Annotated in this window: 19 protein-coding genes and 4 tRNA genes; 18 read left to right on the top strand and 5 right to left on the bottom strand. The window is 48.2% G+C overall.

Annotated elements, in window-relative coordinates:
• Positions 1-77 precede the first annotated feature (77 nt).
• Complete coding sequence (locus tag AC3WRW_RS14175) at positions 78-1,994, bottom strand: methyltransferase domain-containing protein (protein ID WP_492546949.1); 1,917 nt, start codon at positions 1,992-1,994, stop codon at positions 78-80.
• 141 nt (positions 1,995-2,135) lie between these two features.
• Here AC3WRW_RS14175 and AC3WRW_RS14170 point away from each other — a divergent pair, with 141 nt between their 5' ends.
• From AC3WRW_RS14170 to AC3WRW_RS14130, 9 genes are all read left to right on the top strand, one after another.
• The gene (locus AC3WRW_RS14170) at positions 2,136-3,002 is read left to right on the top strand and encodes a glycosyltransferase family 2 protein (protein ID WP_492546948.1); all 867 of its coding nucleotides are present in this window, start codon (positions 2,136-2,138) and stop codon (positions 3,000-3,002) included.
• Positions 3,003-3,008: 6 nt separating this feature from the next.
• Positions 3,009-4,415, top strand: a complete 1,407-nt coding sequence (locus AC3WRW_RS14165) for an undecaprenyl-phosphate glucose phosphotransferase (RefSeq protein WP_492546947.1) — start codon at positions 3,009-3,011, stop codon at positions 4,413-4,415.
• An 85-nt stretch (positions 4,416-4,500) separates the two neighbouring features.
• Positions 4,501-4,626 carry a hypothetical protein gene (locus tag AC3WRW_RS14160; RefSeq protein ID WP_492546946.1) on the top strand — a complete coding sequence of 42 codons (126 nt, stop codon included), beginning with the start codon at positions 4,501-4,503 and terminating at the stop codon, positions 4,624-4,626.
• A 158-nt stretch (positions 4,627-4,784) separates the two neighbouring features.
• Positions 4,785-5,048 carry a hypothetical protein gene (locus AC3WRW_RS14155; RefSeq protein WP_492546945.1) on the top strand — a complete coding sequence of 88 codons (264 nt, stop codon included), beginning with the start codon at positions 4,785-4,787 and terminating at the stop codon, positions 5,046-5,048.
• A 144-nt stretch (positions 5,049-5,192) separates the two neighbouring features.
• The gene (locus tag AC3WRW_RS14150) at positions 5,193-6,371 is read left to right on the top strand and encodes an outer membrane lipoprotein-sorting protein (RefSeq protein WP_492546944.1); all 1,179 of its coding nucleotides are present in this window, start codon (positions 5,193-5,195) and stop codon (positions 6,369-6,371) included.
• A 402-nt stretch (positions 6,372-6,773) separates the two neighbouring features.
• Positions 6,774-7,946: an alanine racemase gene (gene alr / locus AC3WRW_RS14145; protein WP_492546965.1), complete on the top strand. Its 1,173-nt coding sequence runs from the start codon at positions 6,774-6,776 to the stop codon at positions 7,944-7,946.
• 218 nt (positions 7,947-8,164) lie between these two features.
• Complete coding sequence (locus AC3WRW_RS14140; RefSeq protein ID WP_028553892.1) at positions 8,165-8,446, top strand: CopG family ribbon-helix-helix protein; 282 nt, start codon at positions 8,165-8,167, stop codon at positions 8,444-8,446.
• A gap of 3 nt (positions 8,447-8,449) precedes the next feature.
• On the top strand, positions 8,450-8,800 hold the full coding sequence (locus AC3WRW_RS14135; protein WP_028553893.1) for a type II toxin-antitoxin system PemK/MazF family toxin: 351 nt from the start codon (positions 8,450-8,452) through the stop codon (positions 8,798-8,800).
• A 78-nt stretch (positions 8,801-8,878) separates the two neighbouring features.
• Entirely contained in the window at positions 8,879-11,209 is a 2,331-nt protein-coding gene (locus AC3WRW_RS14130) for a Tex family protein (RefSeq protein ID WP_492546943.1), read from the top strand.
• 123 nt (positions 11,210-11,332) lie between these two features.
• On the opposite strand, the gene AC3WRW_RS14125 is transcribed toward AC3WRW_RS14130, so the two are convergent.
• From AC3WRW_RS14125 to AC3WRW_RS14115, 3 genes are all read right to left on the bottom strand, one after another.
• Complete coding sequence (locus AC3WRW_RS14125) at positions 11,333-11,656, bottom strand: hypothetical protein (RefSeq protein WP_492546942.1); 324 nt, start codon at positions 11,654-11,656, stop codon at positions 11,333-11,335.
• Positions 11,657-11,805: 149 nt separating this feature from the next.
• Positions 11,806-11,970: a cortex morphogenetic protein CmpA gene (gene cmpA / locus AC3WRW_RS14120; RefSeq protein WP_171683113.1), complete on the bottom strand. Its 165-nt coding sequence runs from the start codon at positions 11,968-11,970 to the stop codon at positions 11,806-11,808.
• A 74-nt stretch (positions 11,971-12,044) separates the two neighbouring features.
• Positions 12,045-12,398, bottom strand: coding sequence for a hydrolase/acyltransferase (locus AC3WRW_RS14115; protein ID WP_492546941.1), 354 nt, complete (start codon positions 12,396-12,398; stop codon positions 12,045-12,047).
• 157 nt (positions 12,399-12,555) lie between these two features.
• Between AC3WRW_RS14115 and AC3WRW_RS14110 the strand changes: the two genes are divergently transcribed.
• From AC3WRW_RS14110 to AC3WRW_RS14100, 3 genes are all read left to right on the top strand, one after another.
• A complete protein-coding gene (locus tag AC3WRW_RS14110) occupies positions 12,556-13,029 on the top strand; it encodes a SprT family protein (RefSeq protein ID WP_492546940.1) in 474 nt (157 codons plus the stop codon).
• Between the two features lie 19 nt (positions 13,030-13,048).
• A tRNA-Asn gene (locus AC3WRW_RS14105) sits at positions 13,049-13,124 on the top strand.
• Between the two features lie 7 nt (positions 13,125-13,131).
• Positions 13,132-13,220 (top strand) — tRNA-Ser (locus AC3WRW_RS14100).
• Positions 13,221-13,320: 100 nt separating this feature from the next.
• Here AC3WRW_RS14100 and corA read toward each other — a convergent pair.
• Complete coding sequence (gene corA / locus AC3WRW_RS14095) at positions 13,321-14,250, bottom strand: magnesium/cobalt transporter CorA (RefSeq protein WP_492546939.1); 930 nt, start codon at positions 14,248-14,250, stop codon at positions 13,321-13,323.
• A 155-nt stretch (positions 14,251-14,405) separates the two neighbouring features.
• Here corA and AC3WRW_RS14090 point away from each other — a divergent pair.
• The 6 genes from AC3WRW_RS14090 (at position 14,406) to AC3WRW_RS14065 (ending at position 23,594) form a co-directional block, all read left to right on the top strand.
• Positions 14,406-14,477: transfer RNA gene (locus AC3WRW_RS14090), tRNA-Glu, on the top strand.
• 17 nt (positions 14,478-14,494) lie between these two features.
• Positions 14,495-14,576, top strand: a tRNA-Leu gene (locus tag AC3WRW_RS14085).
• Between the two features lie 178 nt (positions 14,577-14,754).
• Positions 14,755-15,816 (top strand): LLM class flavin-dependent oxidoreductase, encoded by a 1,062-nt coding sequence (locus tag AC3WRW_RS14080; protein WP_492546938.1) that lies wholly within the window; start codon positions 14,755-14,757, stop codon positions 15,814-15,816.
• Positions 15,817-15,995: 179 nt separating this feature from the next.
• Positions 15,996-19,055: a beta-galactosidase, LacZ type gene (gene lacZ / locus AC3WRW_RS14075; protein ID WP_492546937.1), complete on the top strand. Its 3,060-nt coding sequence runs from the start codon at positions 15,996-15,998 to the stop codon at positions 19,053-19,055.
• Between the two features lie 15 nt (positions 19,056-19,070).
• Positions 19,071-21,677 (top strand): family 78 glycoside hydrolase catalytic domain, encoded by a 2,607-nt coding sequence (locus AC3WRW_RS14070; protein ID WP_492546936.1) that lies wholly within the window; start codon positions 19,071-19,073, stop codon positions 21,675-21,677.
• 102 nt (positions 21,678-21,779) lie between these two features.
• On the top strand, positions 21,780-23,594 hold the full coding sequence (locus AC3WRW_RS14065; RefSeq protein ID WP_492546935.1) for a sensor histidine kinase: 1,815 nt from the start codon (positions 21,780-21,782) through the stop codon (positions 23,592-23,594).
• Positions 23,595-23,676 lie beyond the last annotated feature (82 nt).

The raw sequence follows: 23,676 nt of genomic DNA, 5'->3' as shown, positions 1-23,676 counted from the left end.
CTTGCGGATGGATTAAAAAATAAACAAAAGTCCCTTGAGAAGTAGGGACTTTTGTTATGTCAAAATATATTCAACGCTTATTTATAAAAGTAGACAGCCTGTCCTGTTGGAAGTTTAAGTAATATGCCAGGTTTGTTTGAAAAGAACTGATCGACGATTTCTTTGGTTTCAGAGAATCCTGACCATCCGTAATCATCGAAAAGTATAACACTGCCCTCGGAAAGATAAGGATAGAAATGCTCTAGTGCAGCTAATGTTGAATTAGCTGAATTCAGATCTATATGCAAGTAAGAAATATTCGATATTGTCTCAGTAAGCGTAAAGGGAATGTACCCGACATGGTAGATTAATGATGCTTCAAAATCGCGAAGATTTTCTTTTACCCTCTCCAACGAATTATTCTCATATCTTCCTTCTATGAAGATCTCTTTCTCTGTTAAGCTTTCATTTCGTAGTGAATCCCATGAATCATACAGGTGCATCTTATATTGAATATTCGGACTGTTAGTTATATACTGCTGCATTTCTTTAAGTGCGAAAAACGCGGACATTCCATCTCCAACACCACACTCAATCAAATTCATGTTCTCTTGAGAGGCACCTTTAAACGTAATGGCATATTGTAACGAAAATGCCACCACCCAATGACGCCAGAGTAATGTATCAATATTCCCTGCGTGTATACCAATGTCTTCTTTCAAGCCAAAATTGAAACACCTTTTGATTTCGTCGCTTGTTTTTCGGAACGTTGCCCAGTTTATGTTATCGATCCATGGAACTTGATGTTCAGAAGTCATTCCCCAACCAATAAATCCCGGATTTTTATTACTAATTTTCAACTCATGTAATTCTTTGGCGAGCTTTAAATACTCTTGTTGCAAATGATTGATGCTCTCATTGGAAGAGGATTTCTTGACAATGAAAGGCAAGGCGTTTGATTTCTTTTTGGATACCTTATCGTAAAGGTAGATTTTGTACTCCCCGTGGAATTTATATAACCAAACAGGGACAATAGCTGTAACTAGATTTCCTTCATCGTTGCAATTGCTTACTAAAGCCACATCGTCTATTTTTAGAATTGTTGATGACTTTTTAGCATTTTCTGTCCTTGCCCAAACAGCACTTTCTCCTGACGGTTGTTCATTAAAGACGGTTCCCTCAACGATATTGTCGGGTCCGAACTCAAGTAACCGAAGTTCATTTATAAGCTTTGTAGAATGCTGAATATTATTTTTTTTCTGTGAAGAAAAAACAACGGAATTATAACGATAATAGTTTAAGGGATATAAATTTAAATATTCTGAATAATTCTGATCTACATCTGTTATCTTATCTGATTCATAAAATTTATGTAGATTATATTGTTGAGTTTGCATGCCATATTTATCTATAATTTCTGTAATATCATTTCCCCAATCTGTGTAAACTAATGCACCTGTCATTCTGATCGGATCACCATGGTATACTGGTCTTAGATTTTTTCTCGATTTTGTTTTATCAGCTTCATGAAGAGGAATCGTAAATACATGGTGCCCGTTTAATTTCAAAACGCGATTTATTTCAGAAAGTGCTCTTTCTGGATATTCAATATGCTCTAGGACATCTTGGCTAATGATAATATCAAAAGAATTATCCTCAAAAGATAGTTGTTCAAAATTATTACATAAAATACCGTTATAAACTTCACCGGAATCGATTCCATCAAAATATTCAAAGCTTATGTAATTTGGTAATTGTTTTAAGATCGAATGAATTGGACCACTAGCTTGAGATTCTAAAATAGAAACATTTGATTTCTCTAGCAAATCAATACTCTGAGAAAGCGGTAAGTCCTGCCCAATAGAAGCTTTTGTAATCATTCTTGCCATATCAGAATTTCGAATACTGGCACTGCAGTTGTTGCATTTAGCTTCTCTAAGCAAGCTTGCATTGTCATCAATAACAAAGTCCGAAATTTTTCCACATATATAACATAATTCCGAAGAAACGATCATAAAGGTTTTGATCCTCCACTATATAACGTTAATAGATTGCATAATACATTATACTTCTAGTTTTTAGTTAGTTAAAGTTTTCACCTCCTTATTCTCTCATGTTATAATGTACTTATTATCCTTGACAAATGAGGTCATCCCTTGGATTTATCAATTATCATCGTTAACTACAAAACACGAGATTTAACTCTAGCCTGTATACAGTCAGTATTCTCGTCAGCTACAGCGTACAAATACGAAATCATCTTGGTAGACAACGGCTCAAACGACGGCACGATCCAATCCGTCAACGAACAATACCCGCAGGTTGTTTGCATTGCCAACACCGAGAATGTCGGATTTTCAAGAGCCAACAATCAAGGCATACGCATCGCTCAAGGACGTTATGTTCTGCTCCTGAATTCGGACACTATCGTCCAACCCGATACTTTTGATGTGATGCTGCGTTTCATGGACAAGAATCCAATCGTAGGAGCCAGCGGCTGCAAAATCGTACTGCCAGACGGTTCGCTCGATAAAGCTTGTAAACGGGGCTTCCCGACGCCGTCAGCTTCCTTTTACTATGCCTTTGGCTTTTCAAAGCTATTCCCGAAAATTCCACGCTTCAATCAATATCAGCTAGGCTACTTGAATCCAGACGAGGAATACGGTATCGATTGCCTAGTAGGTGCCTTCATGTTAATTCGCCGCGAGGCTATTGAGCAAGTGGGGGTGCTGGACGAGGAATTTTTTATGTATGGCGAAGATATAGATTGGTGTTATAGGATTAAGGAAGCAGGCTGGGTGAATTATTATTACCCGCGTACGCAAATTATTCATTACAAAGGCGCGAGCAGTCGAAGAAAGCCTTTTAAAATCATATATGAGTTCCATCGGGCGATGATTTTGTTCCATAAAAAGCATTATCGGAAGAAATATTCTTGGTTCACGAATGCCGCGGTATACATAGGTGTGGGTTTGAAGTTTTTACTTTCACTAGCTAGAAATAAATTACGTCCAACGAGGTGAGTTACATTGATTCGACAGAGTCAAGGGTTTTTGACCCAACTATACGCGCTGGCCGATTTCCTGTGTATTCAGCTCGTGTTTTTACTGTCATGGTGGCTGAAATTCAGGAGTGGCTGGATTCATTTTGATTCTCCGTTACCTTTTAAACATTATGTGATGTGGAGCGTCAGTTACGCCTTAATTGCGATTTTCATCAGTTATATGACCAATTTTTATACGCCGAAGAGAAAGAAGCAGTTCTCTTTTGAAGTATTTAAAATTATTCAAGTCCATATTCTCAGTTTGCTGCTGCTCTTAAGCCTTTTGTTTATTTTGAAAGAAGTCGACATTTCACGTTCTTATCTTTTACTTTTCCTAGTCAATAATATCCTTGTCATTAGCTTCTACCGATATATGATCAAAATTTCGCTGAAACGTATCCGCCAAAAAGGTTACAACAAGCAGTTCGTTCTTATTCTAGGAGCTGGATCGCTTGGACGGCAGTTCTATACGAAGCTTAGACAACATCCGGAGTTAGGTTATGAGGTTGTTGGATTTCTTGATGATTTTCAGGAAAAACATGAAGTTGCTTATCAGAGCTATAAGCCGATTATAGGGAAGATAGACGACTTGGAGTCCATTTTGAATGAGCTTATCGTGGATGAGGTCATTATCGCACTCCCGCTGGATGCCCATCGCAAGTTCGGAAGTATTATTAATGTTTGTGAGAAAATCGGCGTTAAAACTTTGATTATTCCTGATTTCTATGACTTCTTGCCATCGCGTCCGTATTTTGATAATTTTGCGGAGATGCCGCTGATTAATGTGCGTGATATTCCATTGGATGAGTTCCGCAACCGGCTTTTTAAGCGGGCTTTCGATATTGTTTTCGCCAGTGTAGCGATAATAATTACGCTTCCTGTCATGCTTGCTTCTGTCATTGCGATTAAGCTAACTTCGCCAGGGCCGATCATTTTCAAGCAAGAGCGTGTTGGTCTGAACCGCAGGCGTTTTATGATGTATAAGTTTCGGAGTATGAAGGTGCTGCCGGAAAATGCTTCGAATACAGAGTGGACGGTTGAAAATGACCCGCGGCGCACGAAGGTCGGTACTTTCCTGCGTAAAACGAGTCTGGATGAGCTGCCGCAGTTTTTCAATGTGCTTTTCGGGCATATGAGCGTAGTTGGTCCAAGGCCGGAGCGACCTTTTTTCGTGGAACAATTCAAAGAAGAAGTTCCCAAGTATATGGTGAAGCATCATATTCGGCCTGGCATTACGGGTTGGGCGCAGAGCAACGGTTTACGAGGGGATACTTCAATTGAGGAACGTATCGAGCACGATATTTTTTACATTGAGAATTGGACTTTTCTATTCGATATTAAAATCATCTGGCGAACGATTATTAACGGTTTTATAAATAAAAATGCCTATTAAATAATTTTTTCCATCTTTAACGCATGATTCGTCAACATCTTCCCCATACTATGCATATACTGAAGTAGTGCGGGGAGGTTTTCGTATGATTGATCATGATGACGCTTACCAAGATGAACGCTTGTCGATCGGCAAAGGTTTGATTATTGGTGTGGTGTTCGGTTCCCTGATTTGGGCAGGTGTTATTACCGGTATCGTATATATGTGGTGAAAATAATGAAAGATTGCTTGGGCGTAGAGCCTTAGGCAGTCTTTTTGTTTTATGAAAGGAATGGATTAATTAATCTGTTTCTTTTTTTTGAGGGATTCTTTTTGCCTACAATCTAGGTTATAATGAAAGGAAAAAACATAGGATTTGGAGGAAAATGGATGTCCGAAATGTCGGATCGTGAGTTTCTAATTGCCATGCTTGGCAGAATAAATGAAATAGGCGCAGATGTTAAAGCTATAAAAGACAGAGTTGACAGTCTGGATAGACGAATGGGGAATCTAGAGAATCGCATGTCAAAAGTAGAAGACACTCTGCAAGAGGTAAAGCAAGTCCAAATTCAGCAAGGTGAGCAACTAGCAGGCATTGCTGTAACAATGATGGAACACGCGGCAAGCATTCAAACACTCAAATTAGTCAAATAAACGAGTAAGATTAGACGGAATCTGGGCTAGTCTTATTTTTTTTGCCTAAAAACGTCCAAGCTGGCAGCTTGGCTGCATAATCGGCCAAGTCCCCTCATATGCATGTACTATGTTGATGTTAATCATGAGTGAGGGGATGATCGAATGCGCCGGGTCACATGGGTGGTAGCAGTGGTGATGTGCTTAGCATTGGTTCTCGCTGGATGCGGGATGGGCAAGAAAGATGCAGGATCTATCGTAAAGGATTTGGATCATGTGATCAGCAAAGCGAATAGCTATCAGGCTTCAGGCAGCATGATTTTGCACACGGGATCACAGCCGCAAGAGTATCAAGTGGAGGTGGCGTTCTCGCCTGATCATTTCTACCGAATTTCGCTGACAAACGCGTCAAAGGATGTTACGCAGATTGTACTGCGTAATGAAGAGGGTGTGTTCGTGCTAACGCCGCACCTGAAGAAAAGCTTTCGTTTCCAAAGCGATTGGCCGGAAAATCAAGGACAGGTATACTTGTTCCAATCTTTGGCGAAAAGTATTATCGCCGATAAGGATCGCCAGTTTACAACGGATAACGATATGTATGTGTTCGATGTAGCGGCGAATTATCAGAATGAGCAGCTGTCCCGCCAGAAAATTTGGCTGAATAAAAAGACGCTGGCACCCGCGCAGGTTCAAGTGTCCGATGCGAACCAAAATGTGATGGTGCAGGTGAATTTTACGAAATTCGAGTTCGATGCGAAGTTTGATAAGGATTTCTTCCAAATGGAGCGCAACATGACGAGCTGGAACATGCAAACCTTGCCGACAATGTCGGATGTTAAGGCAGCGGATGCCAATCACCCGTCATCAGTCGGGGTAACGGACAAAAACTTGACAGCCACAGGCGGTCAATCCGATCAAACCAAAGTGCAGGATGGACAGAAAGCTGCGACTTCCACGGGTACGAAAACGGATGCTACAAAGCCGGATGCCGCGGCCAGCAAACCGCAAAATATCGGTATCATTGAGCCGAACTATCTGCCTAAAGATGTCGTGAAACAGGACATAACGGATATGAAGCTGGGTGAAGACGCTGCCGTCCTTTTAAGATATAAAGGGAAGTACAACTTCAGCCTCGTTGAAGTGAGACCTCAGGCGAAGTCGGTTTCCTTGCAGCCGGGGAACATTGTGGATCTCGGATTTACGATCGGCGTGCTGACCGGCGAGGATAAGAAGACGCTCACTTGGACGAATGACGGAGTGGAGTTCAGATTGTCCACTGGCGATTTGCCGACGAATGAAATGATTAAAGTGGCAATGGCGACGGAAGGTCAGTCCGGTAAATAAATAAGGAATAAGGGGATCTGCTTTTAGGAGCAGGTCCTTTTTTGCAGCGCATTAGGCCATTTTCAGAGAAAATTAATGTGGTAAAAGGTGGGGCAGGATGAGGTGAATCATTGTGCTGTGAAGAATTTTAAAAAAAGCGGCAAATGTATGGGGGGAGTAGCTTCCAGCCAAAACCCAATCGATGGTTGCAATACGAACAAACATGCTCATCAAGCTCGTAGTTTGGATATGACGCGATTTTGCCTCATTTGAGCCCAATGGAGTGTTGACAGTGTTTCGTGACTCGGTTTAACATAGGTTTATCGGTCCGAACGGGTTCGAATTATTGGAGGGGGAGTCCTGCTGCTCGCATAGAGCGGGCCTTCCCTTGTCCTTTGCATTTGGAAAAAGAGGTGAACGATGGTGGATGCTTTTTATCGTCCCACGTGGGTTGAAATTTCGTTAGATGCTCTGCGAAGCAACATTGAAGGTTTTCAGAAGATACTGCCGGCAGGAATGAAGCAGATGGCAGTCGTTAAAGCGGATGCGTACGGACACGGGGCTGTTGAAGTATCCAAAGAGGCTCTAGCCGCAGGTGTGGATTACTTGGGTGTGGCGTTTTTTGATGAAGCGTTGGAGCTTAGAAATGCAGGCATTACAGCACCTATTCTGGTACTCGGCTATACGCCGCCGGAAGGGGTAGAGCGAGCTCGTGAGCTGGATGTGACGATAGCAGTCTACAGCCATGATGTCCTCCAGGAGCTGCAAGCGCAGCAGCATAAGAAGAAGCTGAAAATCCACATCAAGCTGGATACCGGTATGGGGCGTCTCGGTTTGCATACGGAAGCGGATGCCATTCCTTTTATCGAGCAAGCGTTAACGCTGCCGAATGTGGAAGTTGAGGGTTTGTTCACGCATTATGCGAACGCGGATGAAGTGGATAAAAGCTACACGCTGGAGCAGTACCGCCGTTTTGAGCGCATTGTGAGCTATTTTACGGATAAAGGTGTTGCATTTCCATATATACATGCAGGCAATAGTGCAGCTGCTATTGATTTGCCAGGATTAACATATTCGATGGTGCGGTTGGGCATTTCGATGTATGGGCTGTATCCTTCTGAGGATGTTGATCAAACGAAAATCGAGCTCAAGCCCGTGCTCAGTCTCAAAACAGGAATCGTCCATCTCAAAACGCTACCGAAGGATTCCGGGGTCAGCTATGGAACGATTTACCATACGAAGGGCGAAGAGCAGATCGGAACGCTGCCGATTGGGTATGCGGACGGGTATTCGCGGATTCTTTCGGGCAAAGCGGAGGTGCTGGTCCGGGGCAAAAGAGTGCCGGTCGTCGGTCGAATCTGTATGGACCAATGCATGATTAATGTGTCCGGTGTCACGGATGTCCAGTCGCTGGATGAGGTTGTACTGATTGGGGAACAAAATGGAGAGCGGATTACGGCGGAAGATATTGCACACCAGCTTGGCACGGTTAATTATGAAGTGATCTGTATGATCTCGCATCGGGTAGCACGCGTGTATGTGCGCGGCAGCGAACGTGTGGATGCCATTAATCCGCTGATGCGTCATCGCTACTAGACTAGCGTCAAATCTGCCCTTCATGAATTTACCATATAAAAAGTATCCTTCCTGTAGAGGAATTTGGAGTAGGCTATCGAATACGTAGTGTGTAGAATCTTATATCCAATGATGTAACATATTTGATATACTGTTTGCATATATCTATTGTATAATTTGGTTTTCAAGATGACATACTGGTAATATTGTCTTTGTATCGTTTCTGGGGGTGCTAAAGTGTGAGCAATGCGCATAATACGAAAAGGATCATGATTAGCTTGCCTGACAATCTGTTGCAAGAAGTGGACGGTATTGTCGAGAAGGAGAACTCCAATCGCAGCGAATTTATTCGCCAGGCAATGAAGCTGTATTTAATTGAACGCAAAAAGCGCAGTCTACGCGAATCCATGCAGCGTGGGTATATGGAGATGGCGAAAATTAATCTCAGCATGGCATCTGAAGCTTTTCAAGCGGAGGAAGAAGCCGATGGAACGCTTGATCGCTTAGTAAGCGGGGTGTAGGCAGTGATTGTAAAACGTGGCGATGTATTTTTCGCAGATCTTTCGCCGGTAGTAGGATCGGAGCAGGGAGGGGTTCGTCCTGTTCTAGTGATCCAAAATGATATCGGCAACCGCTTTAGCCCAACCGTGATTGTTGCAGCGATTACAGCTCAGATCCAGAAGGCGAAGCTTCCCACGCATGTGGAAATCGATGCGGAGACGCACGGTTTCGATCGAGATTCGGTTATTCTGCTTGAGCAAATCAGAACGATCGACAAGCAGCGGTTAACGGACAAAATTACGCATTTGGATGAAGAGACGATGCGGAAGGTTGACGACGCTTTGCAAATTAGCGTGGGACTGATAGAATTTTGAATAGGATCTGGAACGGACGAGGGTAGTTATTTCCCTCGTTTTTTGGTTTGCATACATACATAGAAGTGAGGAATGACAATGACCTTATTGGAAATGATCATGAACAAACAGTTCTATGCGGCTGGCGAGCTTTCTGCAAATGCCGGGGTGAAAAGCGCAGCGGAGGAAGAGCAGGCAGGGAGCAAGGGAGCAAAAAACAAATACGAAGAAGAGCCAAAGGAAAAAATCGTTCTCTCTGAAGAGAAGAAAGCCGAGATCCAGGAGCGAATCCTAAAGCAAATCTCCGCAGAGCTGCAGCTGCCCGCAGGCAAAGTGAAAACGACGATGGGGCTGCTTGATGAAGGGAATACGATTCCTTTCATCGCTCGTTACCGGAAAGAGATGACGGGCGAGCTGGATGAAAACCAGCTGCGGGATATCGAAGAGCGGCTGCAGTACTTACGCAACCTCGAAGACCGCAAGCTGGAGGTCGTTCGTTTGATCGACGAGCAGGGGAAGCTGACGGATGAGCTGCTCAAATCGATTGAAGGCGCTGCAAAGCTGCAGGAAATCGAAGATTTGTACAGACCTTACCGTCAAAAGCGGAAGACGAGAGCCAGTGTGGCCAAAGAGCGCGGCCTAGAGCCGCTTGCGGAATGGATCTGGAAGCAGCCGCGGCAGGGCTCGCTGGAGCAAGAAGCGGAGCGCTATATCAACGCGGACAAGCAGGTTGCAAGCGCCGCAGACGCCATTCAGGGCGCGATGGACATTTTGGCGGAGAATATTGCGGACGACGCTAAAATTAGGGCTTGGGTGCGCAGACACACGCAGGATCAAGGGATATTGCATACGGAGGCAAAAGATGCAAAGGCCGAGTCCGTCTATGAGATGTACTATGCTTATCAGGAGCCTGTGAAGCGCCTGCCGCCGCATCGTATTCTGGCTATTAACCGCGGAGAGCGTGAGGAAGTTCTAAAGGTTAGCTTAGTTGTCGCGGTTGATAAAATTCATGATTATATAGCTAGACAAATTATCAAGGGGCAATCGATTGTACAAGATGTGCTTCGCGCGGTTGTAGAAGATGCCTACAAGCGTTTAATCGCACCGTCTATCGAGCGCGAAGTGCGCGGAGAAATGACGGAGATGGGCGAAGAGCAGGCGATTAAGATTTTCGCGGAAAATCTGCGCAATCTGCTGCTACAAGCGCCCGTCAAAGGGCACGTCGTGCTGGGTGTCGATCCCGCATACCGGACAGGCTGCAAGCTGGCCGTCATCGACGACACCGGCAAAATGCTTGAAATCGCCGTGACGTACCCGACACCTCCGAATAACAAGGTGGCGGAAGCCAAGGCGAAGTTCAAGCAATTGATCAGCAAGCACGGCGTCGAGCTGATCGTCATTGGGAATGGAACGGCTTCCCGTGAAACGGAGCAGTTTGTTGCGGAGCTGATTAGCGAGATCAAGGAGCAGAAGCTGAAGTACTTGATCGTCAGCGAAGCGGGGGCGAGCGTGTATTCCGCGTCGAAGCTGGCGCAGACGGAGTTTCCGGACCTCGACGTCGCCGAGCGCAGCGCGATCTCGATCGCGCGGAGGCTGCAGGACCCGCTCGCGGAGCTGGTGAAAATCGAGCCGAAAGCAATCGGCGTCGGGCAGTACCAGCATGACGTTTCGCAGAAACGTCTGGACGAGAACTTGAAGGCCGTCGTCGAATCGGCCGTTAACCATGTCGGCGTGGACCTCAACACGGCGTCCCCGTCCCTGCTCTCCTACGTGTCCGGCGTGAACGCGACACTGGCCAAAAACATCGTCAAGTATCGCGAGGAGAACGGCAAGTTCAGCTCCCGACAGGAGCTGTCGAAGGTTCCGCGCCTCGGCGCGAAAACCTTCGAGCAGTGTGTCGGGTTCATGCGGATTCCCGGCGGCGGGAACCCGCTGGACAACACCCCGATCCATCCGGAGTCTTACGACGTCGTGGATCGGCTGTTCAAGGAGCTGCGCCTGGAATTGGCGCAGCTGGGCTCGCAGCAGCTTCTGGCGCTGCTGCAGACGCTGGAGCCGGAGGAACTGGCTCCGAAGCTGGGCGTTGGTGTCCCGACGCTGCGGGACATCCTGGACAGCCTGCAGCGGCCTGGGCGGGATCCGCGGGACGAAGTCCCCGCGCCGATCTTCCGCACCGACGTGCTGCAGCTTGAGGACCTTGTGCCGGGCATGGAATTGACCGGCACGGTGCGCAACGTTATCGACTTCGGCGCTTTCGTCGATATCGGCATTAAAAACGACGGGCTGGTACACATCTCCCAGCTCAAGAACGGTTTCGTAAAACATCCGATGGATGTGGTTTCCGTCGGGGACATCGTCCAAGTGTGGGTACTGAACGTGGATCAGAAAAAAGGCCGTGTCGGCTTAACCATGAAAAAGCCCCAACAATAAGGTAGATAGCAGTTGTCAGCCTTCGGCTGTCAGCTGCTTTTTTCTATTTTTCACATCATCCTCTCGTCATGTATTCTCTAAAATAATCTTCACATCATCCTCTCTAACCGGAGTAAACGCTCATTACCGCTGCGGCCCCACCTCCTTTACGGAGTAAACGGCAGTATTTCGCTGACCGGCTACGGCAGTAAGCATGTCCTCTCGAGCCAGACGCTTCAGCCACTCGGACGCGATGCGAATATTGACATTGCATTCAGCTGCGATGTCCCGGATATGTATGATGCCATCGCTGCGCTTGGCAACCTGAAGAATAACTTGCTTTCGTAACTCCCACAGATCCGGAGTGGAGAACGTAGGTCCTCTGTGCACGTTATATGATGACTTCCTCTCTTGCAGCAAGTAAACGTTGTCTCCTTGAACTTTTTTTGTTCTACGGCGTAAAACCATGATCATACACTCCCTTTATTTATTTTTAGATAGCAAAAAAGCACACCGAACCGCAGATCATTCTGCCGGATCGAGTGTGCTTCACTCAACGAGTTTACTTTTATTTACAGTATAGTGGGCTCATTTCAAATATGCAACATATTTTTTTATCAAAATTTACGCTTGCCCGGTCCGTCCGTCGTTTGGGTGTCAGGCCACTCCTCTTGTGAGCGGCGGGTGCGGTAAAAGTACCAGCTGTCATTCAGCAATCGGATTTGTCTGCGGTTTTTGTTCTGGAAGGCCCGCATTAATTGATTACAGAGCCATTGCGGCATATGCCCATCCCCTTCTTCGCCATGTACTTATAGCATATGAAGATATAGGGAGTTGGGTGCAGGTCCTTTTGGTATTAACCTTCAAATTCCTCTTCGTACCACTGCTCCAGCTGCGCTTGAAGCGCGCGGATTTCGGTTAGCAGCGAGATAAGCGGATAGGATTTCTCCTGAATGCCGGCAAAAGATTTCTCCAAACGATTCATATACTCTAATCCTTGAATGAGCGTATACGTCGTACCGATCAGCTCCAAATCGTCGCATTCGGCAATCACCCGAGGGAGCCTAGGGACATCGTCAGCGGTCAGTTTATCTAATTCTTTGTGCAATCTTTGATTCAAGGCGGTCAGTTGGTACGAATAAGATGATGGCATCGCAACGAATTCCAATTGCTGGTCGAGTTGAAGAATGGCATATCGCATTTGTGGCATATGATTGTTCAATCCTTTCTGTGGAAAGCTTTCGATCTTTCTTTTCTACTTGACAGTATAGCCGTACATACGGTACAAATTCAAGTGAGAACTTGTCTAAGTCTAAGCGATGCTTGCGAGGCAAGTTTTCTAAAGAAAACTGTAAGGAGCGTAGGGGATGGAGGATCGGGAGCTGCAGCAGTGGATTGAGCAGATTTCTTTGGCTTCGTTTGGCAGGCCGTTTGTTCATCAGGCACGTTTTAACCGAAGATTGAGGTCGACGGGCGGGCGCTATTTTACAAAATCCCACGATATCGAAATCTCTTGGATGCAGTGGGAAACATTTGGCCGGGATGAAATTGAGAAAATCATTAAGCACGAACTTTGCCATTATCATTTGCATATTTTAAAACGGGGCTACCAGCATCGCGATCATGATTTCAAAACGTTGCTGGCGCAGGTCGGAGGTACCCGCTTCTGCAAATCGCTGCCTCAGGCGCGTCAGAAAAGGGCTTATAAATACCGGCTGGAATGCGTCAATTGCAAAACCGAGTACTACCGTAAGCGTAAAGTGGATGTCCGCAAGTACGCCTGTGGAAAATGCAAGGGAAAATTGAAATCGTATACACTTGACTTACAAGCGCCTTCATAATAAAATTAAACTTATCCATTCCCTGATAGCTCAGTTGGTAGAGCACTCGACTGTTAATCGAGTTGTCACAGGTTCGAGTCCTGTTCGGGGAGCCATATGTTTGGAGAGATACCCAAGTGGCTATAAGGGGACCCTCTGCTAAGGGGTTAGACTGCGTAAGCGGTGCGAGGGTTCGAATCCCTCTCTCTCCGTACTGAATTGAAAATAAGCTCAAATGGCGATCGCGCCGTTTGGGCTTATTTTTTTCTTGGTTTGGGGTGATGGTGAGCTCCGATGTCTCGGGCAGGTGAGTTAGAACCAGCGCTTGCGCTTAAAAAAGTACCACATCAAGGCGCTGATGCCTATCATCAGAATCCAGACGTACACATAGCCATTGTCCCAGTTTAGCTCGGGAATATCTTTGAAATTCATGCCATACAGGCCGACAATAAAAGTTAGCGGTAGAAAAATCGTGCTGAAAACCGTCAATGTTTTCATAATTTCATTCATTCGGTCGGACTTCATGCTCATTTGGAGCTCCAGCAGCCCAGTGAGCGATTCGCGAAAAATATCCAGTGAATCTACGACACGCGTAATATGGTCCATGATATCCAGGAAGTATACGTCATCTTCGTCACGCGTGTAGGGGAACGAATGGTGCGCGATTGCCGTTAGCGTTATTCTTTCGTCGACAATGACTCGGCGTATTTGATGCATCATCCTTTTTAGCTGGAAAATGTCCTGGGCGATGCGAATCGAAGGGTCATTATACACAGCCTGTTCCATGCTGTCCAGACGGTCGTCCAGATGCTCCACGATGATGGAGTAATCGTCGACACAGCGGTCCAGAATGGCATGCAGAATAGCGCCAGGGTGACTTAGCCGTTCAGGGACCTTTTGGCATGTGTGGTAGAGCTGATCCATGAAAGGTAGATTATTTTTGTATACGGTAATAACAAAATTCGATCCGATGACAATCGCAATTTCCTGCGGCTCCAGCTGCTCGGATACGGCAAAGAAGGTAAGGAAGACATGCTCTTTATACATATCCAACTTCGGCCGTTGATTCAGCTTGATGGCATCTTCAACGAGAAGCGGGTGGCACTTGAATACGTCGCCTAGGACATGTTTGACATCATCCGGCGATGGGTTCTCCATTCGCACCCAAACGACTTCGTTTGAGGCTGGAACGCGTGCCTCCTCCTCGTGGACTGTAGCATGTGTAGATTCATAAATGAGCATGGACGACAAACCAAACACCTCAGTCAGGTTGAATTGGTTTCAGCATACCACATTTGTTCGCTTGTGTTCCAGATTTTGCACTTGTCAATTCAGAAGAGATCCCGTATAATAACAATTGTCGTCAAAAAGGGCTGCACAAGCTTAAAGACATTCGCGGCCCGTTGGTCAAGTGGTTAAGACACCTCCCTTTCACGGAGGTAACAGGGGTTCGAGTCCCCTACGGGTCAGTTATTTATCCTCTTATGCGGTCGTGGTGGAACGGCAGACACACCATCTTGAGGGGGTGGCGCTCACAAGGCGTGAGGGTTCAAATCCCTCCGACCGCATCCCTGCTTTAAACAAAAGAACCTTCAGCTCAACACTGATTAAGTGTGAGATGGAGGTTCTTTTGTTTGTGGAATTTGAATCCGTCCCGCCGATCACTTGTAATCGTTGGCAGAAAGGTACAAAATATAAGCATGAGCCATGATAAGATAACCTGTTTTTAACTGGGAGGAATAGCAAGTGGAGATAGGAATTACAACCTTTGTAGAGACAACGCCGGACCCCCAAACGGGCGAGGTGATCAGCCATGCGCAGCGTTTGCGCGAAGTGGTGGAGGAAATTGTTTTAGCAGATGAAGTAGGATTGGACGTGTACGGGGTAGGCGAGCATCATCGTCAAGATTTTGCGGCGTCATCGCCTGCCGTGCTGCTGGCCGCAGCGGCTACGCAGACGAAATCGATCAGGCTGACCAGTGCGGTTACCGTTCTATCCTCGGATGATCCCGTGCGGGTGTTTCAGGATTTTGCCACACTGGACGGACTCTCGAACGGACGCGCGGAGATTATGGCGGGCCGCGGCTCTTTTATCGAGTCGTTCCCGTTGTTCGGCTATGATTTGAATGACTATGACGAGCTCTTCGATGAAAAGCTGGATTTATTGTTGACCTTGCAGAAGTCCGAAAAGGTGAGTTGGCAAGGCAAACACCGGGCGCCCATTCATAATCTGGGTATTTATCCCCGCCCGGTGCAAAATCCACTGCCGATCTGGATTGGCAGCGGTGGCAACACCCAGTCAGTCATCCGTGCAGGCATGCTTGGGCTGCCGCTTGTTCTTGCCATCATTGGCGGGAACCCGCTTCAGTTCGCACCGCTCGTGAAGCTTTATAAGCAGGCGGCGGCACGCGCCGGGCATGATGTCTCGAAGCTGCCGGTGGCCACGCACTCCCATGGTTTCCTGGCGGAGGATACGCAGGTGGCTGCCGACAAGTTTTTCCCTCCAACGCAGCAAGTGATGAACGTGCTTGCGCGCGAGCGTGGTTGGGGGCGGTATGACCGCTCCAGCTTTGATGCGGCGCGGAGCTTTGATGGCGCCTTGTACGTAGGGGATCCGGAGACCGTTGCCCGGAAGATCGTTCATCTGCGCAAAAACGTGGGTATCACACGGTTTATGATGCACGTGCCTGTAGGCTCGATGCCGCATGAAGATGTGATGAAGGCCATCCGGCTGTTGGGCACAGAGGTGGCGCCGCGGGTACGGGAAGAAGTAGCGGAATGGGAAGCGGAGAACGAAGCGAAGCCATAGGTTTTGGATCCACTAGCGAAAAGACGATTACATCTGAGATGTGGTCGTCTTTTTTATATTGAAAATACCGACCTCTGTCAGCACAGTTTTCACAACATAAAGAGTCGGATTTCTGAATGTTCACCCTCCCCATTCGTAGACTATGCTAGATAGGATCGACGATGGAGGCGAAGAATAGGATGGCTATAGAGAATATTCCGGACTGGCAAAATCTAAATGTTTTAGAGAGAAATACAGAGCAGCCGCATGCGGATTTAATACCTTTCGGAGATTGGGAGGGTGCGCTGGCAAATGAGAGGGAACGCTCGCCGTATGTTCAATCGTTGAATGGCGAATGGGATTTCAGCTACAGCGAATCACCGGGAGCTGTGCCTGCTGACTTCCATGCGGACACCTTTGAGCCGATCGGGTGGAGCACGATACCAGTGCCATCCAACTGGCAATTGCACGGATATGGGAGACCTCAATACAGCTCCTGTCCGTATCCTTTCCCGATCAATCCGCCCTACGTACCCAATCTCAATCCGGTTGGCTTATACAGAACCCGGTTTCAGCTCCAAGAGACATGGAAGAACCGGCAGGTTCATCTCGTTTTTGAAGGCGTGGATTCGGCGTTTCACCTCTGGATGAACGGACACTTCGTCGGCTACAGCCAAGGAAGCCATTTTCATTCCGAGTTTCTTGTAAGCCCTTACTTGCGCGAGGGGCATAATGTGATAGCCGTACAAGTTTATCAGTGGTGCGATGGGACTTATTTGGAAAGCCAGGATAAGTGGCGTCTGAGCGGCATTTTCCGCGACGTGTATTTGCTGGCTTCGCCTCAAGTATCAGTGAGGGACGCAAGGGTGAGGACGCGTTTGGATGAGAGCTGTACGAGAGCTTGCTTAGAGGTTCGTATCGATTTTGACGGAGCAACGGATCGCGCATTAGAACCGGATTCCCATCAGTTAAGAATCACATTATTGGATGCGGATCATCGTATCGTCTGCGACCGCTTCCATCATGTACAGCAGGATGAACCTTCGGTTGAGCTGGCGGAGGAAGTGCTCTCTCCTCTTTTATGGACGGCGGAAACACCTTATTTATATACGCTCTTATTAACCATGTACGGCAATGCGCAGCAAATTTTGGAGGTCAAAAGAATACACGTCGGCTTCAGGGACGTTAGGATCGAGGAGGGACGGCTGCTCGTTAACGGCTGCCCGATTATTATCAAAGGGGTCAATCGGAACGAGTTCGATCCCGACCTTGGCTATGTGACAACGATGGAAACGATGCTGCGCGATATAACGTTAATGAAGCGGCACAACATCAATGCGGTTCGTTTATCGCACTATCCGAACGACACGCGCTGGTTGGAGCTGTGCGACCGCTTTGGTTTATATGTCATCGATGAAACGGATCTTGAAACGCACGGGTTTCATTTCTACGGGAACGAGGGGCATTTGGCGCAGCTTCCCGAGTGGAAAGAGGCGTTCGTCCAGCGGGCGAAACGAATGGTGGAAAGGGATAAAAACCACCCCTCCATCATCATCTGGTCGCTCGGCAATGAGTCCGGGTACGGCGCTAATCACGATGCGATGGCGGCATGGATCAGAGAGGCCGACCCGACTCGCCCGATTCATTACGAACGTGCCTATGACGCTCTGGTCGTCGATATTGTCAGCTCGATGTACCCTGCGGTGGAAACGATCATCCAAGAGGGGAGCAAGGACGATAAACGCCCCTATTTAATGTGCGAATTCGGTCATGCGATGGGCAATTCCGTCGGGAATTTGCAGGAGTATTGGGAGGCGGTCTATACGTATCCCCGCCTGCTTGGCGGCCTTATTTGGGAATGGGCGGACCAAGGCATCGGGCAGCGCACGGGAACGGATGAAGCTTGGTATGCGTATGGCGGCGATTTCGGTGAAGAGCCGCACAGCGGCCATTTTTGCCTCGATGGGCTGCTGTTCCCGGATCGGTCGATCAAAGCCTCGCTGCTGGAGTACAAGAAGGCGATTGAGCCGGTGAAGATCGAGGCCGTCGACGCGCTGCATGGAAAGCTGCGGGTGCGGAACAGGTATGATGTCCTTTCGCTGTCTCATTTGCAGGGGGAGTGGCGTTTGCTGCGGGACGGATCCGTTGTGGATGAGGGAGTGCTTGGGATCCTGCATACCCCTGCCGGAGAGATGGAGGATGTCGGCATTCCCATGGACAGCCATAAGCTGAAGCCGGCGGGCGAATACTGGCTCCACCTGCGTTACGTGCTGCGGGACACGGTCCTTTGGGCGGATGCAGGGCATGAAATCGCCTGGGCGGATATTCCGGTGGCTGTCGTTACAAAGGAACTGGCGGCAAGACACACGGCCGAGGAAGCAAGCCCGCTGACGATTGAGGAAAACGGCAGACATATTACGCTTACGGGCGATGATTTCTGCATGCAGTTCGATACAGATCAGGGCGCCATGACGACGTGGAATTATAAAGGGATTGCCTTGCTGACGGCGGGTCCCAAACTCAATCTATGGCGGGCTCCGGTCGATAACGATGTCCATCTCGCCAAAGAGTGGGTGAAAGCCGGCTACAACCGGCTTGCCACCGATGTGCGCGAGGCTAAGGTTGAGCGTACGGAAGCGGGAGGCTGCCGGATTATGATGACTTCCGTCGTCGGGGCGCGTGGAGAGAAGATTGCTTTCGAGTCGAGCCTGATCTATGCCATCGCTGTGGACGGGGAAGTGACTTTGCAAGTGGTGCTGGAACCGAGAGAGGAGCTGCCGTCTCTGCCGAGGTTCGGGGTTGAGCTTGTCATGCCGGATGACTTCAACCGTCTGACCTGGTTTGGCCGTGGGCCTCATGAGTGCTATGCGGACCGCAAAGAGAGCGGGAAGCTGGGCATTTACAGCGGATCGGTTGAGGATCAGTTCGTGCCGTACATTAAGCCGCAGGAAAATGGCAACAAATCGGACGTACGCTGGTCATCCCTGACGAATCAACAAGGAATCGGACTATTGTTCACAGGGCAGCCGACATTCGATACGAGTGTTCACCATTATACGACGGACGACTTGTCGACAGCGAAGCATGTTCATCAGCTTAACAAGATCAATCAAACGATCGTCAAAATAGATGCCCGCCAGAGCGGACTAGGCAATCATAGCTGCGGCAATGCGCCTACGCTGCAGGCCTACTTGCTGGAAGCAAAACCGATGGATTTTACGATTAGTTTGAAACCTGTTTCACATTCCATAACACCATAACTGGAGGGTTATCTCATGACGACGAGAATTGCAGCCTGCAAAACTGAATATTTGACGAATCCGATTGGCCTTGATGTCCTGAAGCCCCGCTTTTTCTGGCAATTGCTTGCCGATAGCGATGGGGCAGTGCAGAGCGCCTATCACATTATGGTAGCTTCATCCCGGGATAGGCTTGAGAGCGGCCAAGCGGATATATGGGACAGCGGCAAAGTGGACTCGAACGCTTCGACGCATGTGCAGTACGAGGGTAAACCGCTTGAATCCCAAGGGGAATATTATTGGAAAGTCCGCGTCTGGGACGGCGCCGGCGAGGTATCCGAATGGAGCGAGACGGCGTATTGGACGATGGGGATTTTGTCGCGAGGCCAGTGGAAAGCTCAGTGGATCGGACGCAAATCCGAGCCGGGGGTGCTCATGCAGCCTTCGCCGTTTTTTAGAAAAACGTTCGGGGTCAAGAAAAAGGTGCGGCGGGCTATTGCGTATGCGACAGCATTAGGGGTTTATGATTTGTATGTGAACGGGGAGCGGATCGGCGACCGTTTTGCTCCGGGATGGACGGATTATAATATCCGGGTACAGGTTCAAGCTGTCGATCTGACAGATAAGCTGAAGGCTGGCGACAATGCGTTTGGCGTGATTTTGGGAGACGGCTGGTATGCGGGAACGGTCGGATTTCTTGGGGATAAAGTTTACGGAGAAAGACCTTTTTTCCTCATGCAGATAAGCTTGGACTATGAGGATGGAACGAAGGAAACTGTCATCACGGATGCTTCGTGGACCACGAGCCGGGGGCCGATTCAATATTCCGATATGATCAAAGGGGAAGCGTACGATGCGAGAGAGGAACTTACCGGATGGCACGAGCCTGGCTACGATGATTCGTCTTGGGAAGCGCCGGATGTTCGCTCCGGCTATAACGGACTTCTGGTGGCTGCGGTAGAACCTCCGATCCGCATTACGCAAACGCTAAAGCCGCTCAGCCTAAAGAAGACAGAGGCAGGAACCTATATTTATGATATGGGCCAGAATATGGTCGGTTGGACAGCCATGACGGTGCAAGGACCTCGTGGCACGATGATCACATTAAGTCACGCGGAGATGCTGAACCCGGACGGTACATTATATGTGGATAACTTACGCGAAGCATGCCAGCAGGATCACTATATCCTGAAGGGAGAAGGGCAGGAGAGCTATGAGCCCCATTTTACGTTCCACGGCTTCCGTTATGTGGAGCTGATCGGATACCCTGGAGAGCCTGATCTCGACACGATTACAGGAAAAGTCGTCCATTCGGATACGCCGGTCGCGGGTTCGCTCGAGACATCGAATGCAATGGTGAACCAGCTGTACGCCAACATTACATGGGGACAGCGCGGAAACTTCCTGTCGGTGCCAACGGATTGTCCGCAGCGGGACGAGCGGCTGGGCTGGACAGGGGATGCGCAAATATTCGCCCGTACGGCGGCTTACAATATGGATGTGTCGCGATTTTTCAGCAAATATGTATGGGATATGGTGGATTGTCAGCAGCCGTCGGGCGCTTTCACCGATGTGGCTCCGGATGCGGGCTGGATTCGTCACAAAAACTGGAACACGAGGCTGAACTGGTTCGCCCCGGACAACTCAGGTTGGGGAGATGCCGGCGTTATTATTCCATGGACGGTTTATTTGATGTACGGAGATGTTCGTATTCTCGAAACCCACTATGACGCCATGGTTAAATGGGTGCGCTATTTGAGAAACACCACAGATGAACTGGTGCGTCCGGGTTATGCCAATTACGCCGACTGGTTGTCGATTGGGGCTGACACGCCGAATGAAGTGCTTGCAACCGCTTATTTTGCTTACAGCACGAAGCTGCTTGCCCAAATTGCCGGTGTGCTGGGCAAAACCGAGGACGCGAATGCGTATCAAGCCTTGTTTGACGATATCGCTAAGGCGTTCCGCAACGCATTTGTCACGGAAGACGGACGAATTCACGGCGATACGCAGACGGTTTACGTTTTAGCGCTGCAATTCGGACTCCTAACGGAGGAGCTGCGCAAGCAAGCGCTCGAGCATCTTGTGGCAGACATCCACGGACGTGGCGACCGGTTGTCGACGGGCTTCCTGGGTGTAGGCTACTTATTGCCGGCGCTGACGGACAACGGCAGCCTGGATGTCGCCTACAAACTGCTGACGCAGGAAGCGTTCCCGTCTTGGATGTATTCCATCAAACACGGAGCGACCACCATCTGGGAACGCTGGGATGGATGGACGGAGGAGCAAGGCTTCCAGACGCCTTCGATGAACTCTTTCAATCACTACTCTCTTGGCTCCGTCGGCGAATGGATGTTCCGATATATGGCCGGCATTGAAGCGGATCCTCAGCAACCCGGCTTCCAGCATGTAATCATAAGGCCGAAGCCGGGCGGGAACTTGAGCTGGGTGAAGGCAAGCTATGAATCGCTGTATGGGTGCGTCAAAGTAGAGTGGAGTCTGTCGGAGGAGGGGGATTTCCGGCTTCGAGTAGTAGTACCTGCCAATACGACGGCAACCATTCATGTACCGGGACCAACCGCCTCCGTGCATAAGGTAGGTTCAGGAAGTTATGTGTTTGAAAGCGTTTCTATGCTAAACTAAAGGCAAGTCAAACAGACCGGAATCGGATAGAGGGTGAGCGGGCAGCGCTTCCTTCCATCTGGCTCCGGCTGTTTTCGCATAGAAAGAGAGGCGGGCTTCAGAATGCGTTGGATGGAAAGCTTAAGAAAGAAGCTAGAGGCTCTATTTCCGAGAATTCGTACGATGCTGCTGTTAAGTTATTTTGTCATCATCCTTTTCTGCATTACATTGATTGGTACCGCTTCATTCTACATCTCTTACAATTCCATGGCGGAACGCGTGGAGACGGCCAGCGCTCAAATCGTCCGGCAGATCGAGTTCAACATGGATAACGATTTTCATAATAAAAGAAATTTGCTTCTCGCCCCCTATTACAATCAAGAGTACATTGACAACATTAATGCGTACCCGGCTATGGACAGCCAGAACAAGTTTCTGTTTCGCCAGAAGCTGGGGGATCTGTTTTTAAAAAGCTTTAACATTACGCCGATTCCGGATTTCATCCGTTTTCAGATCTATTACAGCAATGGGGAGTTGCTCAACTCCTCGGACAATACCTCGTCCGGCAACGCGAGCCAGGTGCTGTACGCCGAATGGTTTAAGCAAACGGTCGCCAAAGACGGGCTTGTGAATTTCTTCAGCCCCCCGCAGGTCAACGGACAGAATGAGAGTGCAACGGCGTATTCGACCTCGATGCTGATTCGCGATTTTTCAAATCCGATCGGGTTTATTGTGGTACGTGCCGACTATAATTACGGTCTGTTCAAAGGTATCGGTCAACGTGCGGATCTGACGAAGAACAGCCGTTTTCTTATTTTGAATGAGATTAATAATCCGATATTCGACTCGGGAGAAGGGCATGAAGCCGCCATCGATGCGCAAGCGCTAGCCCAGATCAAAGGGGACAACGGTAAGTTTTGGACGGGCAGCGGCGATCAGACGATGCTTGTTTCGTACACCCGCTCGACGTATTCCAATTGGAAAACGGTGCTCATCATGCCCAAAAAGGAAATATTCAGTTCGCTTGATCCCATCAAAACGACAGCCGTTTGGACGGCTTTGGCTGCTTTTTTCGTGACGGCGATCCTCTCTCTGCTGTTCGGGAGAAGTATTACTAATCCGATTCTTAATCTTTATAAAACGGTAAATCACATTAAACGCGGAGATTTCTCCGTTAGGGTGGATATTAAAAGAAAAGACGAAATTGGCCGAATCGCCATGAATTTCAACGCTATGCAGGATGAGCTGCAGAAGCAGATCGAAACGAAGTATGTGTACCAAATTAAGCTGCAGCAGATGGAGCTGGCGATGCTCTACTCGCAGATTAACCCTCACTTCCTATACAACACGCTCGATAGCATTAAAGCGATGGCCGACTACCACGATGTGGAGCAAATTGGCCAAATGGCGCAGTCTCTAGCCGATATGTTTCGCTATAACACGAAAAATACCGATGAAATCGTCACACTGCAGGAAGAGCTCGTGCAGATTGATGCGTATATCAACATCCAGAGCATTCGTTTTGAGGGGAAAATCGACTATCACGTAGAGATCGAAGAAGATCTGTACAATTATCCCATGTTAAAAATGACGCTGCAGCCCTTAGTAGAAAATGCGGTGTTTCATGGTATCGAACGCAAAAGAGGCAAGGGTACGATTCATCTGAAGGCTTGGAAGGAAGATGACTGGGTATATATTCAGGTCCAAGACGACGGAGTCGGCATCTCGGAGAACCGGCTGGAGCAGATTCTTGCCTCGCTCAGACAACCGCTCTATCAAGAGGAATATAAGCTGTCTGCCGTAAGCGGAGGCATTGGCGTTCAGAACGTGTACGCGAGGTACACGATTCGGTATGGAGAGAAGTTTCAATTCAGCATTGAAAGTAAAAAAGGGGCAGGCACCGGAGTAACCTTAAAGCTGGCTTCCCAACTTAACTAAAAACGGGATGTAGGAATATTCAACACTCAAAGTCGTTATCGTGCATGGGGTTGAAGTAAGCGGTTGCAATATAATCAAATAC

The sequence above is a fragment of the Paenibacillus sp. FW126-R14 genome (assembly GCF_058789495.1).
The sequence above is the reverse complement of the archived record's forward strand: the minus strand, read 5'-3'. Positions and strand labels throughout refer to the sequence as shown.

Excerpts from the sequence above, each read along its gene's own strand:
- cmpA (WP_171683113.1), bottom strand. The coding sequence starts at position 11,970 with ATGCCGCAATGGCTCTGTAATCAATTAATGCGGGCCTTCCAGAACAAA.
- AC3WRW_RS14160 (WP_492546946.1), top strand. The coding sequence starts at position 4,501 with ATGATTGATCATGATGACGCTTACCAAGATGAACGCTTGTCGATCGGC.
- AC3WRW_RS14175 (WP_492546949.1), bottom strand. The coding sequence starts at position 1,994 with ATGATCGTTTCTTCGGAATTATGTTATATATGTGGAAAAATTTCGGAC.
- AC3WRW_RS14155 (WP_492546945.1), top strand. The coding sequence starts at position 4,785 with ATGTCCGAAATGTCGGATCGTGAGTTTCTAATTGCCATGCTTGGCAGA.
- lacZ (WP_492546937.1), top strand. The coding sequence starts at position 15,996 with ATGGCTATAGAGAATATTCCGGACTGGCAAAATCTAAATGTTTTAGAG.
- AC3WRW_RS14110 (WP_492546940.1), top strand. The coding sequence starts at position 12,556 with ATGGAGGATCGGGAGCTGCAGCAGTGGATTGAGCAGATTTCTTTGGCT.
- AC3WRW_RS14070 (WP_492546936.1), top strand. The coding sequence starts at position 19,071 with ATGACGACGAGAATTGCAGCCTGCAAAACTGAATATTTGACGAATCCG.
- AC3WRW_RS14125 (WP_492546942.1), bottom strand. The coding sequence starts at position 11,656 with ATGGTTTTACGCCGTAGAACAAAAAAAGTTCAAGGAGACAACGTTTAC.
- AC3WRW_RS14065 (WP_492546935.1), top strand. The coding sequence starts at position 21,780 with ATGCGTTGGATGGAAAGCTTAAGAAAGAAGCTAGAGGCTCTATTTCCG.
- AC3WRW_RS14150 (WP_492546944.1), top strand. The coding sequence starts at position 5,193 with ATGCGCCGGGTCACATGGGTGGTAGCAGTGGTGATGTGCTTAGCATTG.
- AC3WRW_RS14130 (WP_492546943.1), top strand. The coding sequence starts at position 8,879 with ATGACCTTATTGGAAATGATCATGAACAAACAGTTCTATGCGGCTGGC.
- corA (WP_492546939.1), bottom strand. The coding sequence starts at position 14,250 with ATGCTCATTTATGAATCTACACATGCTACAGTCCACGAGGAGGAGGCA.
- AC3WRW_RS14115 (WP_492546941.1), bottom strand. The coding sequence starts at position 12,398 with ATGCCACAAATGCGATATGCCATTCTTCAACTCGACCAGCAATTGGAA.